At 63.7% G+C, this 13244-nt stretch carries 16 protein-coding genes; 9 read left to right on the forward strand and 7 right to left on the reverse strand.

Features of this window, described 5'->3' with window-relative positions; genetic code table 11:
* From IYW40_RS14655 to IYW40_RS14665, 3 genes are all read right to left on the reverse strand, one after another.
* A partial coding sequence (locus tag IYW40_RS14655) for a GDP-mannose 4,6-dehydratase (RefSeq protein WP_196401076.1) occupies positions 1 to 896 on the reverse strand: 896 nt, incomplete at its 3' end.
* A 212-nt stretch (positions 897 to 1108) separates the two neighbouring features.
* Positions 1109 to 1453, reverse strand: a complete 345-nt coding sequence (locus tag IYW40_RS14660; protein ID WP_196401077.1) for a YidB family protein — start codon at positions 1451 to 1453, stop codon at positions 1109 to 1111.
* Positions 1454 to 1585: 132 nt separating this feature from the next.
* Positions 1586 to 2524, reverse strand: a complete 939-nt coding sequence (locus tag IYW40_RS14665; RefSeq protein ID WP_196401078.1) for a TIGR00730 family Rossman fold protein — start codon at positions 2522 to 2524, stop codon at positions 1586 to 1588.
* Positions 2525 to 2628: 104 nt separating this feature from the next.
* On the opposite strand from IYW40_RS14665, the gene IYW40_RS14670 reads away from it, so the two are divergent.
* From IYW40_RS14670 to IYW40_RS14695, 6 genes are all read left to right on the forward strand, one after another.
* Positions 2629 to 3375 carry a YebC/PmpR family DNA-binding transcriptional regulator gene (locus IYW40_RS14670; protein ID WP_196401079.1) on the forward strand — a complete coding sequence of 249 codons (747 nt, stop codon included), beginning with the start codon at positions 2629 to 2631 and terminating at the stop codon, positions 3373 to 3375.
* Between the two features lie 44 nt (positions 3376 to 3419).
* Positions 3420 to 4040 carry a TetR/AcrR family transcriptional regulator gene (locus tag IYW40_RS14675; protein ID WP_196401080.1) on the forward strand — a complete coding sequence of 207 codons (621 nt, stop codon included), beginning with the start codon at positions 3420 to 3422 and terminating at the stop codon, positions 4038 to 4040.
* A gap of 103 nt (positions 4041 to 4143) precedes the next feature.
* A complete protein-coding gene (gene minC, locus IYW40_RS14680; RefSeq protein ID WP_196401081.1) occupies positions 4144 to 4944 on the forward strand; it encodes a septum site-determining protein MinC in 801 nt (266 codons plus the stop codon).
* A 13-nt stretch (positions 4945 to 4957) separates the two neighbouring features.
* Positions 4958 to 5773 carry a septum site-determining protein MinD gene (gene minD, locus IYW40_RS14685; protein ID WP_018406567.1) on the forward strand — a complete coding sequence of 272 codons (816 nt, stop codon included), beginning with the start codon at positions 4958 to 4960 and terminating at the stop codon, positions 5771 to 5773.
* Positions 5770 to 6090: a cell division topological specificity factor MinE gene (gene minE / locus IYW40_RS14690; RefSeq protein WP_196401082.1), complete on the forward strand. Its 321-nt coding sequence runs from the start codon at positions 5770 to 5772 to the stop codon at positions 6088 to 6090. The genes minD and minE overlap by 4 nt, the downstream gene beginning before the upstream one ends.
* A 279-nt stretch (positions 6091 to 6369) precedes the next feature.
* On the forward strand, positions 6370 to 6783 hold the full coding sequence (locus tag IYW40_RS14695) for a DUF2852 domain-containing protein (RefSeq protein WP_246720825.1): 414 nt from the start codon (positions 6370 to 6372) through the stop codon (positions 6781 to 6783).
* Positions 6784 to 6906: 123 nt separating this feature from the next.
* Here the strand turns inward: IYW40_RS14695 and IYW40_RS14700 are convergent, their stop codons facing one another.
* Positions 6907 to 7392, reverse strand: a complete 486-nt coding sequence (locus tag IYW40_RS14700) for an SH3 domain-containing protein (RefSeq protein ID WP_196401084.1) — start codon at positions 7390 to 7392, stop codon at positions 6907 to 6909.
* Positions 7393 to 8789: 1397 nt separating this feature from the next.
* Between IYW40_RS14700 and IYW40_RS14705 the strand changes: the two genes are divergently transcribed.
* Complete coding sequence (locus tag IYW40_RS14705; RefSeq protein WP_196401085.1) at positions 8790 to 9743, forward strand: extensin family protein; 954 nt, start codon at positions 8790 to 8792, stop codon at positions 9741 to 9743.
* An 11-nt stretch (positions 9744 to 9754) separates the two neighbouring features.
* On the opposite strand, the gene IYW40_RS14710 is transcribed toward IYW40_RS14705, so the two are convergent.
* Both IYW40_RS14710 and IYW40_RS14715 read right to left on the reverse strand, forming a co-directional pair.
* The gene (locus IYW40_RS14710; RefSeq protein ID WP_196401086.1) at positions 9755 to 10165 is read right to left on the reverse strand and encodes a DUF6460 domain-containing protein; all 411 of its coding nucleotides are present in this window, start codon (positions 10163 to 10165) and stop codon (positions 9755 to 9757) included.
* Between the two features lie 36 nt (positions 10166 to 10201).
* Positions 10202 to 10636 (reverse strand): hypothetical protein, encoded by a 435-nt coding sequence (locus IYW40_RS14715; RefSeq protein ID WP_196401087.1) that lies wholly within the window; start codon positions 10634 to 10636, stop codon positions 10202 to 10204.
* Between the two features lie 173 nt (positions 10637 to 10809).
* On the opposite strand from IYW40_RS14715, the gene IYW40_RS14720 reads away from it, so the two are divergent.
* Together IYW40_RS14720 and IYW40_RS14725 are read left to right on the forward strand one after the other, a co-directional pair.
* Positions 10810 to 11235, forward strand: coding sequence for an Hsp20 family protein (locus IYW40_RS14720; RefSeq protein WP_124739604.1), 426 nt, complete (start codon positions 10810 to 10812; stop codon positions 11233 to 11235).
* 281 nt (positions 11236 to 11516) lie between these two features.
* Entirely contained in the window at positions 11517 to 12824 is a 1308-nt protein-coding gene (locus IYW40_RS14725) for a hemolysin family protein (protein WP_196401088.1), read from the forward strand.
* Positions 12825 to 12894: 70 nt separating this feature from the next.
* Here IYW40_RS14725 and IYW40_RS14730 read toward each other — a convergent pair whose 3' ends face one another.
* Positions 12895 to 13164 (reverse strand): DUF1150 domain-containing protein, encoded by a 270-nt coding sequence (locus tag IYW40_RS14730; protein ID WP_196401089.1) that lies wholly within the window; start codon positions 13162 to 13164, stop codon positions 12895 to 12897.
* Positions 13165 to 13244: the final 80 nt, after the last annotated feature.

Genomic DNA, 13244 nt, shown 5'->3' on the forward strand with positions numbered 1-13244 from the left:
AGAACCTGCCGCGCCTTGCTGGAATCGCCAAGCAAAACGTCCACCTCGGCCGGACGGTAGAACGCCGGGTCGATGATGACGAATTTTTCCATGTCGAGGCCGGCGTGCTCGAAAGCGATGTGGCACATATCGCGCACCGTGGTGGTGACGCCGGTCGCGACGACGTAATCGTCCGGCTTCTCCTGCTGCAGCATCAACCACATGGCGCGCACGTAATCCTTGGCGTGCCCCCAGTCGCGCTTGGCGTCGATATTGCCGAGCCGCAACTCCGTGGCGCGGCCGAGTTTGATCGCGGCGACGCCGGTCGTGACCTTGCGGGTGACGAATTCGACGCCGCGCAGCGGGCTTTCATGATTGAAGAGAATGCCCGAGGAGGCGTGAAGGCCGAAGCTCTCGCGATAGTTCACCGTGATCCAATGGCCGTAGAGCTTCGCCACGGCATAGGGGCTGCGCGGATAGAAGGGCGTCTTCTCGCTCTGCATCGGCTCCTGGATGAGCCCGTACATTTCCGAGGACGACGCCTGGTAGAAGCGCGCTTTGGGCGCGCCGAGCCGCATCGCCTCAAGCACGTTGGTCACGCCGACGCCGGTGACGTTCGCGGTGAGGAGGGGCTGGCGCCAAGACGACGCGACATAGGATTGCGCCGCGAGATTATAGATTTCGTCCGGCTGAATGTCCTGCACGGTGCGCAGCAGGCTTGAGAGATCGGCCAGATCGGCGTCGTGCAGATTCAGCTTGCCGCTGATGCCGAGCCAACGCAGGCGATGGTCCTCGACGCCCCGGTGCGATGAGCGCCGCACCACGCCATGCACCTCATAGCCCTTGTCGAGTAGAAACTGGGAGAGATAGGCGCCGTCCTGTCCTGTAACGCCGGTCACCAGCGCGCGCTTGGTCATTAATGGTCCTATTCAAATTGGCCGGCGGCCGTGGCGAAGGCGAAGCCCCCGCCGCCGCGCGGCCTCAGGGCGTTTCTCGCCCTAGCGCGGCGCAAAAGGGCGCGCGCGACGCAATTACAGAATCAGGGCGCCTGAAGCAAGAGCGTGGGCGGGAACAGGCCGGACGGCGGCAGGCGCCGCCGTCGGCAGCCTCGAGAACGGCGTTGGTCCGCTTACGCCGGCTTGTCGGGCGGGGGCAGTTTGCCTTCCGGCGTCGCCTTGTCGATGGCCTCGGGCAAATACTGGGCGAGAAGCGCTTTCGCCTTGTCGATGTCGACGCCGGCGTTCTTGGCGATTTCCATCAGCTTATCGGCGTTGACCACCTTGCTGATGTCCATCTCGCTGATCTTTTCATTGGGACCGAGGCCGACCCAGGAGTGGATCTGCTTCCCCAGCCCGGAGTTCTCGAAATTCTTGACGACGCCGTCGAGGCCGCCCTGCTTCTCCACATAATCCTTAATAAGGCTCAGGGCTTCGGCGCCGATCACGCCGCCCGCGATGGCTTTAAGCCAACTCATGGTCATTCTCCCTTTTTAAAAAAGCGCGCGCCTTGCGCCGCGTTAGCTGAGATAAGGCAGGGCATAGGCTTTACAATGGCAGGGGATCGGGCAGGGGATCGGGCAGGCCATCGCCGACACAGGCTAAGGCCTTCATTCAAATAGGAGATCTTCCTTGCGTTCGCCCCAGCGCCGGATTTCCGCCCAAATGTCAGGGGCGGTTTCGGCGTAGCGGAAAATATCGCGGTCTTGCGCGTCGATCACGCCCTCGTCGACCAGGAAATCGACGTCAAAGGCGCGTCGCCAATAGCTTTCCCCCACGAGAATGATTGGGATCGGCTTGACCTTGCCGGTCTGCACAAGCGTGAGCGTCTCGAACAATTCGTCGAAAGTGCCGAAGCCTCCAGGAAAGGCGACCAGCGCCCGCGCGCGCAGCATGAAATGCATCTTGCGCAGTGCGAAATAGCGGAAGCGCAGGCAAAGCGACGGCGTGACATAGCTGTTGGGCAACTGCTCGTGCGGCAGGGTGATGTTGAGCCCAACCGTCTCGGCCCCGGCTTCGAAGGCGCCGCGGTTCGCCGCCTCCATGATGCCCGGTCCGCCGCCGGTGACGATGGCGAGGCGCGGCCAGTCTCCGCTCTCGCGGGCGGCGCCGACGAGCCCGCCGAACTCGCGCGCGATTTGATAATAGCGCGAATTTTCGCGGGCGCGCTTTGCCGCCGCGAGCTGTCTGGCGAGGGTCGCGTCCTCGGGATTGGCCGTCGCGCGCGCCTGCGATTCGGCGAGGCGGCTTTCCGCTAAGGCGGGCTCGACGATGCGAGTCGAGCCGAAGACGACGATCGTATCGGTGACGCCATGGCGTCGCAGCAGCAGTTCGGCCTTGAGATATTCGAGCTCCAGTCGGGGACCGCGCGCTTCGGCCGTCGTCAGGAAATGGATGTCCTCGTCGGCCTTGCGATAGGACGGACTGGAGAGGATCGCCTGCAGCCGCTTGGCGGCGGCGAGGTCAGGGATGTGCGGCGCCGGGAGTGCGGACGGAGCCCGCCCATCGGGCTCAGGCCGAGAATTTCGCTCTTCATCGCTCGCGCTCAATCATGCTCTCCTTGGCGCTTTTCTTTATTTCCGTATACGTCCGGCGTATATGACCCGCCGGACGCCGAAAGGCGAAGATTGATCGAGGAGCAGGGCGAGAGCGCATGGCCGGGCACAGTCAATTCAAGAATATCATGCACAAGAAGGGCAAGCAGGACGCGATCCGCTCCAAGCTGTTTTCAAAGCTCGCCCGAGAGGTCACCGTCGCCGCCAAGATGGGCCTGCCCGACCCGAATATGAACGCGCGGCTGCGCGCCGCCGTTCTCGCCGCCCGGGCGGAGAATATGCCGAAGGACAATATCGAACGCGCGATCAAGAAAGCCTCCGGCGCCGACGCCGAAAATTATGATGAGGTGCGCTACGAGGGCTATGCGCCGGGCGGCGTCGCGGTGATCATCGAGGCCCTGACCGACAATCGCAATCGCACGGCTGGCGAGGTGCGCTCCTATTTCACCAAGGCCGGCGGCGCGCTCGCCGAGACCGGCGCCGTCTCTTTCATGTTCGATCGCGTCGGCCTCGTCGAGTTCGACAAGAAGGCGGCGACGGAAGACGCGATGATGGAGGCGGCGATCGACGCCGGCGCCGACGACGTCTCGACGACCGACGAGACGCATGAAGTGATCACGTCCGTCGAATCGCTGCGCGACGTCGCCAGGGCTCTCGAGGAGAAATTCGGCGAGCCGCGCAAGGCGGCGCTCATCTGGCGCCCGCAGAACACGATCAAGGTCGACGATGATTCGGGCGAGAAAATCCTCAAGCTCGTCGGCTTGCTCGAGGACAATGACGACGTGCAGAACGTCTACGCCAATTTCGAGGTTTCCGACGCGCTCGTCGCCAAGCTCTCGGGATAGCCCGGGCGACGGGGCGATGACGCCGATCCGCGCCGGGGTGAGAGATGCACAATAAGCGAGGCTATCACCACGGGTCGCTCAAACAGGCGCTGATCGACGCCGCTCTTGAGATTCTCGCCGAAGGCGGACCATCGGCGCTGACGCTCACCGAGGCGGCGCGCCGCGCCGGCGTTTCGCCCGCCGCCCCCTACCGTCACTTCAGCGGACGCGACGCGCTGATGAGCGAGCTGGCGCGCCGCGGTTTCGAGACCTTTGGCGCACGAATTGAAACGGCCTGGGACGAAGGCCGGCCCGACGCCAAGAGCGCGATGCGGGCGATGTGCGCCGCCTATCTCAAATTCGCGCGGGACGAACCGGGGCTTTACGCAGCCATGTTCGGGCAGGCGCAGACGCTCGCCGATCCGGGAGCGAGCGGCGCCGCCGACCATGCGCTGGAGATTCTTTGGCGCGCCGTGGTCGCCTGGCTGCAGCAGGCGGGCGCGCCGGCGCAAGGCGCGCGCTACGCGGCGCTGCAAATATGGTCGCTCGCGCATGGCGTCGCGATGCTGACCATCTCCGGCCATTTTGATCCTGTCAAAAGCGCGGATCCGGCGCTGGTGCTCGAGAGCGCCGCGCAAGGCGTCATGGAAAGCGCTGCGGCGCGCGCCAAAGCCGCGCCGGCATAATCTCTTGATAAAGCGCGACGAGCGTCAAATTACGCGCGCGCTTTAATCCTTCATTAACGTTAACGCCCTCAAATGACGCAAATCCTAATTGCGTGAGGCTCCCGTGACGCAAGCGTCATCCCGACACATCCGCTTCAGAGGCAGGTCCTTTCCCGTTCTGACGCTGGAGCCTGAGCAGCCGATCGAAGGCTGGTTCGAGCAGCTGGACGCGTTGCTTGAGCAGTCGCCCGCCTTCTTCAGCCGGAAATCGATCGTCATCGACCTCGCCAAACTGACGCTCGAGCGGCCGCAACTCACCGAGCTTCTCGAAAATCTCGCTCGGCGCGGCATACGCGTCATGGGACTGTCGGGCGTCGACCCGTCATGGGCCTGCGACGATCTGCCGCCGATTCTGGCCGGCGGTCGCGCCACCCCACAACCGCCGCCGGACGCCGGCGCAACGCGCGCCAAAGACGCAAATCCTGGAACGCTGACCCCAAGCGAAGAAGCAGCCTTCGAGGATATCGCCAACGCGCTCGGCGCCGGCGGCGCGCAGGCCGTCGATCCCAAAGCGTCCGAGCCGCCGGCCCCGGCGGCTGCGCCGCTGATCCTGCTGGAGCCGGTGCGCTCCGGGCAGTCGATTTATCACCCGGATGGCGACGTGACCGTGATCGGCTCCGTCGCGTCGGGCGCGGAAATCATGGCGGGCGGCTCCGTGCATATTTACGGAACGCTGCGCGGCCGCGCGATGGCCGGCGCCTATGGCGAAAAGCGCGCGCGAATTTTCTGCCGCAAGCTCGAAGCCGAGCTGCTCTCGGTTTGCGGCGTTTATCTGACCGCCGACGAGATCTCGGCGAATGTTCAGAGCCAATCCATCCAGGCCTGGCTCGAAAACGAGACGGTCAAGATCGCGCGGCTCGATTAAGAGAGGACGAAAAATGGCCAAGACTTTGGTGGTGACCTCCGGCAAAGGGGGCGTCGGAAAGACAACGTCGACCGCGGCTCTCGGCGCCGCGCTGGCGCAACAGGGTCACAAGGTCGCGGTCGTCGACTTCGACGTCGGCCTGCGCAACCTCGATCTCGTCATGGGCGCCGAGCGGCGCGTGGTCTTTGATCTCATCAACGTCGCCCAGGGCGACGCGAAGCTGCATCAGGCGCTCATCCGCGACAAGCGCTTGAACAATCTCTATCTGCTGCCCGCCTCGCAGACGCGCGACAAGGACGCCTTGACCGAAGAGGGCGTGCAGCGCGTCATCAATGAATTGCGCGAGAAGTTCGACTGGATCGTCTGCGACAGTCCCGCCGGCATCGAGCGCGGCGCGACGCTCGCGATGCGCTTCGCCGACGTCGCGGTGGTCGTCGCCAATCCGGAAGTCTCCTCGGTGCGCGATTCCGATCGCATCATCGGATTGCTCGACGCCAAGACCGAACGCGCCGAAAAGGGCGAGCGCGTCGAGAAGCATCTGCTGCTGACACGCTATGACGCGCAGCGCGCGGGCCGCGGCGAGATGCTCAGCGTCGACGACGTGCTCGAAATTCTCTCGATACCGCTGCTTGGAATCGTGCCGGAGAGCGAAGACGTTCTGCGCGCGTCGAACGTCGGCGCGCCGATCATTCTTCACAACGCCATGAGCCCCGCGGCGCGCGCCTATTCGGAAGCGGCGAAGAGGCTGTGTGGCGAAAAACTGCCGGTGAACATTCCCGCTGACAAGAGGGGACTTTTCGTTCGGCTCTTTGGTCGGAGGGCGGCATGAATATTTTTGGATTGTTCGGGCGTCGCGGCGCCACCGCGCCGGTTGCGCGCGAGCGCCTGCAGATCCTTCTCGCGCATGAACGCAAATCGGCGCGCGATTCGGATCTGATCGCCGTGCTGCACAAGGAAGTCCTCATCGCGATCTCCAAGCACATCAACGTCGACCCTGAAAAGGTCATGGTGAAGATGCATCGCAAGGAAGACATGTCGCTGCTCGAAATCGACATCGAAATCGAGCCGGGGGCGACGCGCGAAACGACCGCGCCATTCGTGGATGACGCCGTGCTTGAAGATGATCTGAGCGGCCAGGCGGCCTGATTTCCCGACGCGAGACGCTTCCAGTTCCGAACCGCTCCGGCGGCGCAGCTCGACGGCGGCGTCGGCGCGCGTCGATCGCAAGCGCTTGACGGCGCCGCGCCGATTTTCTTGGCGCGGCGCTTTCCCTTGCGCCAATGTTAATGCATATTACATTGGTGTCGGCCCCGCTTTGGCGGCGGGCGCGCCGTTGACAAACTGGAGCCCATCATGAGCTGCCATCGTTATTCTCGCATGTCGTCATCCGGAGAGGGCGGATCGCCCTCCTGGCATTGCGGACGAATGTCCTGGAGGCCCTACGAGATCGCGGCGGTGATCCTTGGCTTTTTGATCTTTTGGCCGCTCGGCCTCGCCATGCTGGTCTGGAAGCTTTGGCAGCGCAGCCGGGGCTTTGAGGGCGACTTCTTCGCCTTCGCGCAGGAGCAGGGCGCGCGGGTGAAGGAAGCGGTGAGCGGCGTCGCTCGAGAGGGTTCGGCCGCTTGGGGCGGTCCCTCCTTCATGCGCTCGACCGGCAATGTCGCCTTCGACGAATGGCGCGAAGGCGAACTCGCGCGTCTCGAGGAAGAGCGCCGCAAGCTCGCCGAAGCGGAGCGCGACTTCGCCGAACATATCGACCAGCTGCGCCGCGCCCGCGATCGCGAGGAGTTCGAATCCTTCATGCGCGGCCGCAAGACCGGCGAGGGCAAAGGCGCGTAAGTCCGGTTAGGGCTGCGCAGGCGCTGATCTGAGCGTAAGAGGCGCAAATCGGCGATGTCCGATTGCGCCTTAACGTTTTGCGCTGGCTTCGCGGCCGCTTTTTCTCGCCTCGCCCGCGCGTTCTTAGCGGGGAATGACGGACCGTTGGCGGGTCAGAAGACCCCCTCTGACGAATCCGGTCTTGCCCTGATAAGAGACGCGGCACCAGCCCCTGCCGAGTCCGCTTGCGCAGCGAAGGACGTCGACTTTTTTGCCGCCGGGAATCACCGTGATAACGGAGGAAAACATGCTGGCGCGCCGCTTTAGACTGGCTGCGTCGGTTGTCACGACTGGCGCAACGACGACCTGCGATCCGGACGTCCCGAGCGCGGGAGCGTTCACCCACCCCGTCTTCGAACCGAAGCGGATCTGGCACCAGCTGTGACGCCAGCCCGGGTTGCAGCTCAACACCTGCACATCGGCTCCGGCCGGGATCTGACCGATTTTACCCCACGACGTTCCTGGTCCGGAGCGTAGCACGGCCGGACTTTGGGCGGTGGCCGCCTGGGCAATGTCCTGGACCAGGAAAGCGACAAGGCCGACCGTCGCTGCAGCGAGCATGTTTCGCATGACGAAATCTCCCAAATGAACGACAACGAACTTCTGTCTTCTCACGTTGCGCCGACATATCAGGCGAGCGGATGGAGGGTTCTACTGAGATCCGTATAGAGGGGTCTTTCAGCAACGCTCCGACTCATTCGTTGTTCAGGAGACAAGAAAAAGACAAACCGCAGCGCTTGATGGTTTTTCAGTTGGGATAGACCTGAAGCTTTTCTAGAGGGGTTGCACAATATTTCCGAGATAGGAGGACGCAACCCCACAGCCGCAGCGTGTGTCTGCAACCTGACTGATCGGCTCAAAACGGATGTGAGCGCGCCACGTCTTGGCGAAAGACGAATTTAAGTTCGGACTCTACATTGTCCGCCATGCACGCCTCCGTCCGATACGAAGCTAGGGTCGCCGCCAGCAAAGGGAAGCAAAAGGAGCGCGCAATTGGTTCAAGGAGCTGAACAAGGCGCGAATCGGCAATGTCCGATTTACGCCATCAGCTCGCCTTGACGGTGACGTGTTGCGCCTTTTCCGTTATGTGTAGCAAACGTCCTTCGTCCCAGACGCCTGGACTGAGCGTCGTGCCCGAGCGTTTTCTCAATACTCAATTACGCTTGTGCCGAGGTGGGTCTTTCAAAGGACCTTCCTTGCCATATACGTCAACAGAAAGATCTTCAGCTTCAATGCGCCAGCCCACGCGTCCGTTCATAACGGCATATAAAGGTCGGTCTCCCAAATCTCGGATTTCCAATCCCTGGAAGATCAATGAGGCTGAAAATGCTGCTGGGAGCATATCTCTTCGGGACCCGAGTCTTCGGGACCCGGGCGCTGCGGCGGCCGTCGAGGTCGAACGTGACGCCACATATTTGGCGGCTTTAGACGCGGCGGACGCGGTTTTCGGCGGCAGAGCGGCTGAACGTTCCCAAATTCCGCCGGAGCCGAATGGCCCTCGGGGGCGCGTGCTGCCGAACCTGCTGGAAAACGACGTCATTAGCGATCCTCCGGCGAGAGTCGCATCAACTCGGACGCGTCGTGTGCGTCAGCCGGCCAAAGTTGCAGAGGCTGTTCCTGCGGAACCCAAAAAGGTGAAGCCGCAGCCAGCAGTGGCGACCCCGATTCTCACGGCGCCGCGCGTGAAAGAACCGGAACCGGAAGTCATTCTCAAGACATCGTCGCGGGCTATCAGGACGATTCGAAGGAAATGGGTGTTGAAGACTGAACTCAAGGCCGGCGAAACATGGAAGCGGCGCTTGAGCAGATTTGCTCGCTGATCACGTCTCCCGCGCTGCCGCGCTCATGCGCAGCGTATCCGTGCAGCTTGCGCGGGCGTGTGGATCGCCCGCCACAGTCCTCAAATATTTGAGCATTAACCACAATTCTCGACCCTGAATTAACGGCCCGGCGCCCATCCTCGCGGCATGCTCCGCCGCGCCCATCACTCGCTGCTCGTGCTGGCGCTCGTCGCGGCGACGCTTTCCGCTTGCTCGATCGGGCAGAAGCCGCAGCGGCCGGCCTGGCGCACGCAGGCTGAGAACGCCTGTCTCGCGGAAAGACGCGTCAACCCTTCCGAATTCATCGCGCTCGCGCCCGAAGTCGACGGTCCGGGCATTTGCGGCCTCACCAGGCCGTTCAAGGTGACTGCGCTGCAGGGCGGGGCGGTGTCCTTCAACGCGACCGCCACCCTCGACTGCTCGATGGTCGCCGAGCTCGACGCCTGGCTCGCCGACACCGTCCAGCCCGCCGCTCAGGCGCGCTTCGGACAGCAGGTGGTTCAGATCAATTCAATGGGGTCTTACGCCTGCCGCGGCATGAACAATCAGCGCGGCGCGCAGCTTTCCGAACATTCCTTCGGCAATGCGCTCGACATCGGCGGCTTCGTGCTCGCCGACGGCCGCGAGATCACGCTCGTGCGCGACTGGCGCCGCGGCGACGAACAGACGCGCGCCTTCCTGATGGACGTGCATCGCGGCTCATGCGGGCATTTCTCGACGGTGCTGTCGCCAGGCTCCAACGCCTTCCACTACAACCATATTCACGTCGATCTGGCGCTGCACGGCCGCTCGGGACGCAGCATCTGCAAGCCCGAGCCGCAAGAGACGTTGCCGCCGCCCGACCCGTCGCCGCTGATCGCTCAAGGGCGGCGCGCGCCGCCTGCGCCGGACGACGAGACCGACAATGACACGACGGGCCAGCCGCCGCTCGCCGCCTTCGAGGGGCCTGGAGTTGGCGCGCGGGACGGATTTGGAGCCGTCGCTGGACCGGAGGCCTATGCGCCGCCTCCACCGCCGCTGCCGCCGCGCCGCGACGGCATCGGCCAGCTTATCGAAGATTCGGATCAGACCTCGAGCATCGACCGGCGCCGAAGACTATAGATCTTCCGGCTTCATCGCTTGCTCGCGCCCACATTGACGAGCCGCAGAACGAGCCACGCCGGCACGACGAAAATGGCGCCGGCGAGCACATAGCTGACAAGCTCCCGCACCGCGCCGAAGCCCAGCTGATAGATGCGGTCGAAGAAAGCCTGGACGCCGCGAAAAATGTCGATCGGCCGCAGTTCCAGCCACATCAGCAGGGCGCCCACGACCAGCGAAATGACGAGCAATCGCGCGAAAGTGTTGAGCGGCGAGCCGCCGAGGAAATTTTCAAGCGTGTTGTTCGACGCCATCTGGTTGGTTTCCTGTGATATTTTGTCGGAACTCGGCAGGAGCAGCACGTCGCGCTGGGCCTCCGTCGGCTCAGGCCGGGGCGGCTTGTCGAGATGCGGCCAATTGGCGAAAGGTCCCTGATCAGCCATTGGGGCGCTCCTGCGGATGCATCTTCCCTCTGGCCCTCACAGAGCGCCTCCGGGCGACGTCTCTTCGCGGAAGAGGCGCATTATGCGGCGCAGAAAGCGCTCGGTAAAGGAGAGCGCGCGCTCGAATTCCTCTTCGCTCGGCGCCATGTTCGGCCTTGCCGTGGGCGGGACGGGCGCAGCCTCGGCGCGCGCTTTGAGCGCGGCGTTCTCCTTGCGCAGCCGGTCGATCTCTGCCTCAAACGCGGCGCGCTCCTCGGCGCCGAGCCGACACGCCGTAACGCCGTCCTTCACCGAACAATAGGACAGGGCGCCGGTCTCTTTGTTTAGCCGAACGTAGCCGCCCTCGGCGGGGGTCAGCGTGAAGCGTTCGCCGTCCGGCGCGATGATCGGCGGCGGCGTTTCGGCGACCGCCGGCGCTCCGAAAGACGCGGCAAGGACGATCGCGAGGAAGAGATGCTGTGCTTTGCCCATGGTCGCCGCTCTTAAGGGGAAGCTTGCTCGCACATGGGCGTTTGTCGTTCTCGCGTCAATGGCGACCGCGCGCATCGGCCGCGCTTGAATGGCGCGGCCGGCTCGATCATATAGCTGTAGCCGGAGCGCTTCACGGGCTCTGGCCGAAGAGGCGCCAACAGGGCTTCAACGACATGTCGCGTCCACCGCTCAATTCGCCGTTTCTGCTCGGCTTCGACGAGATCGAACGGGCGCTCGACCGCGTCGCCCGCACCGCCTCCGACGGCTACCCGCCCTATAATATCGAGCGCATTCCGCGCGTCGAGAGCGCGCCGGAGCGGCTTCGGATCACGCTGGCCGTCGCGGGCTTCACCCGCGACCAGCTCGATGTCTCGCTCGAAGAAAATCAGCTCGTCATTCGCGGGCGCCAAACCGAGGATCGAGAGCGCCATTTCCTGCATCGCGGCATCGCCGCGCGGCAGTTTCAGCGCGCCTTTCTCCTGGCCGAAGGGATGCAGGTGCTCGGCGCCGATCTCGTCAACGGCCTGCTCTCCATCGATCTGGCGCGGCCCGAGCCGGAGCGGGTCATCAAGAAGATCGAAATCGCGGCCCGCGACTGAGCGCTTCCCGATCACATGGAATCCTGTGATCGATAAGGAATCGCTCGAAATCAAAATGGTGGAGCAGGTTCTCATCGGAAAAGTCTGTCAACTTTTTCGGAACCTGCTCCAAGCGCCGCGGTCAGGACAGCTGAACGATCTGCGGCGTTTCGTCTTTTTTCAGCCCGGTCGATTGCCCTCCTTCTCGGCAGGATCGACGCCCAGGCGATAAATGTCGTCGCCGTCACCGCTTGCCGACGCCATTTGCTTGAGAGCCTGCGCAGAAAGCCCTATCAGGTGTCATGTTCGAGCTAGCCGTCGCGCTTGTGTTGATAGTCATCAACGGGATTTTCTCGTTGTCCGAACTCGCCATCGTTTCGTCGCGCAAAGTGCGGCTGAAGACTTTGGCCGCCGAAGGTCGCCGCGGCGCCGCCGCCGCCCTGGCGCTGGCGGAAGATCCGGGACGCTTCCTCTCCACCGTTCAGATCGGGATCACGCTCGTCGGAATCCTCGCCGGCGCCTTTTCCGGCGCCGCGCTCGGTCAGCGGCTCTCGCAAGAGTTGCGTGCGCTTGGTCTATCGGAACCTGCGGCGGATTGGATCGGCTATGGCGGCGTCATCGGCGTCATCACCTATCTTTCCGTCGTGATCGGCGAATTGCTGCCCAAGAACATCGCGCTGCGCCATGCGGAAGCCATCGCCTGCCGCATGGCGGCGCCGATGACGTTGCTTTCCACTCTGGGCACGCCAGTGGTCTGGCTGCTCGATGAGTCGACGAAGCTCATCTTGCTGTTCGTCGGCCAGGCCAATGAGCTTCAGTCCTGGGTCACCGACGAGGAAATCAAGACCTTCGTCGCCGAGGCGCATTCGGCGGGGGCCATCGAGGCCGACGAACAGCAGATGATCGCTGGCGTGCTGCGGCTGGGCGACCGCGCCGCGCGTGCGTTGATGACCCCGCGCACCGAGGTGGACTGGCTCAATCTTGGCGAGCCGGAGAACCTTCTGCGCGAGAAGCTCATCGAGACCTCCCATGCGCGCCTGCCCGTCAGCCGGGGCGATATGGACGACATGATCGGCGTCCTGCTGATCCGAGACCTGCTCGGGCCCGCCTTACGCGGCGAGCCGCTCGACCTTGAATCCCATGTCCGGTCGGCGCCGGTCGTGCCCGATTCGATCGACGCGCTCGACGCGCTAAATGTTTTGCGCGAAGCGGAGACGCCGATGGCGCTCGTGCACGACGAATATGGCCATTTCGAAGGCGTGGTGACGCCGGCCGATATTCTCGACGCCATCGCCGGCGCGTTCAGGTCCGACGAGGGGCACGAGGAGCCCGAGGCGCTTCAGCGCGAAGACGGCAGCTGGCTGCTCGCCGGCTGGATGCCGGTCGACGAAATGGCCGAGCTCCTGCACGTTGCGCTCCCCGAGAACAGGAGCTTTGAAACGGTGGCCGGCCTTGTCCTCGACGGGCTCATTCGGTTTCCGACTCTCGGCGAAACGGTGGAGAAGCTCGGATGGCGCTTCGAAGTCATCGACCTCGACGGACGCCGTCTCGACAAGGTGCTCGCGTCGAAGCTCACCGCGAGCCACAACGGCGCACAGCAGAGAAGCTAACGGATGAGTTGCGCTTAATTTGGGCCGGGGCTGCAGGCGCGCCGGCCGGCGCGCCTCTGTCGTGGGAGGGTTAGTGCAGGCTCACCATCTGGAGATGGTTTTCACGGGCGTTGCCGATGCAGCCTTCTTCCGAATCCGCGAGCACGATCGGCGCGCCATCCGCGCCGAAAAGCGCAAAGATCGTCAGCCCCGGCGCAATCTGCGGCGCCTGCGGGTAAAGCCGGTTGACGTCTTCCGAGCGCATCGATCGCACATAAGCGATGAGGCCATCGCCAAGCTGCGCGAACTGCTCGGGCGTCAGCGGAGACTCTCTGGTTTCGGTGACGGTTTTCATTTCCATCTCTACCTCCATGGCGGTCCTTTCGCCCCGCCGACGGCGCCCTTAGGCGGCGCGCCGTCTGAAATTAGATGTGTAGCCTT

The organism is Methylocystis sp. H4A, from assembly GCF_015709545.1.
GTDB classification, from domain to species: Bacteria; Pseudomonadota; Alphaproteobacteria; order Rhizobiales; family Beijerinckiaceae; genus Methylocystis; species Methylocystis silviterrae.

Excerpts from the sequence above, each read along its gene's own strand:
- IYW40_RS14660 (WP_196401077.1), bottom strand. The coding sequence starts at position 1,453 with ATGAGTTGGCTTAAAGCCATCGCGGGCGGCGTGATCGGCGCCGAAGCC.
- IYW40_RS14670 (WP_196401079.1), top strand. The coding sequence starts at position 2,629 with ATGGCCGGGCACAGTCAATTCAAGAATATCATGCACAAGAAGGGCAAG.
- IYW40_RS14675 (WP_196401080.1), top strand. The coding sequence starts at position 3,420 with ATGCACAATAAGCGAGGCTATCACCACGGGTCGCTCAAACAGGCGCTG.
- minD (WP_018406567.1), top strand. The coding sequence starts at position 4,958 with ATGGCCAAGACTTTGGTGGTGACCTCCGGCAAAGGGGGCGTCGGAAAG.
- minE (WP_196401082.1), top strand. The coding sequence starts at position 5,770 with ATGAATATTTTTGGATTGTTCGGGCGTCGCGGCGCCACCGCGCCGGTT.
- IYW40_RS14695 (WP_246720825.1), top strand. The coding sequence starts at position 6,370 with ATGTCCTGGAGGCCCTACGAGATCGCGGCGGTGATCCTTGGCTTTTTG.
- IYW40_RS14700 (WP_196401084.1), bottom strand. The coding sequence starts at position 7,392 with ATGCGAAACATGCTCGCTGCAGCGACGGTCGGCCTTGTCGCTTTCCTG.
- IYW40_RS14705 (WP_196401085.1), top strand. The coding sequence starts at position 8,790 with ATGCTCCGCCGCGCCCATCACTCGCTGCTCGTGCTGGCGCTCGTCGCG.
- IYW40_RS14710 (WP_196401086.1), bottom strand. The coding sequence starts at position 10,165 with ATGGCTGATCAGGGACCTTTCGCCAATTGGCCGCATCTCGACAAGCCG.
- IYW40_RS14715 (WP_196401087.1), bottom strand. The coding sequence starts at position 10,636 with ATGGGCAAAGCACAGCATCTCTTCCTCGCGATCGTCCTTGCCGCGTCT.
- IYW40_RS14720 (WP_124739604.1), top strand. The coding sequence starts at position 10,810 with ATGTCGCGTCCACCGCTCAATTCGCCGTTTCTGCTCGGCTTCGACGAG.
- IYW40_RS14725 (WP_196401088.1), top strand. The coding sequence starts at position 11,517 with ATGTTCGAGCTAGCCGTCGCGCTTGTGTTGATAGTCATCAACGGGATT.
- IYW40_RS14730 (WP_196401089.1), bottom strand. The coding sequence starts at position 13,164 with ATGGAAATGAAAACCGTCACCGAAACCAGAGAGTCTCCGCTGACGCCC.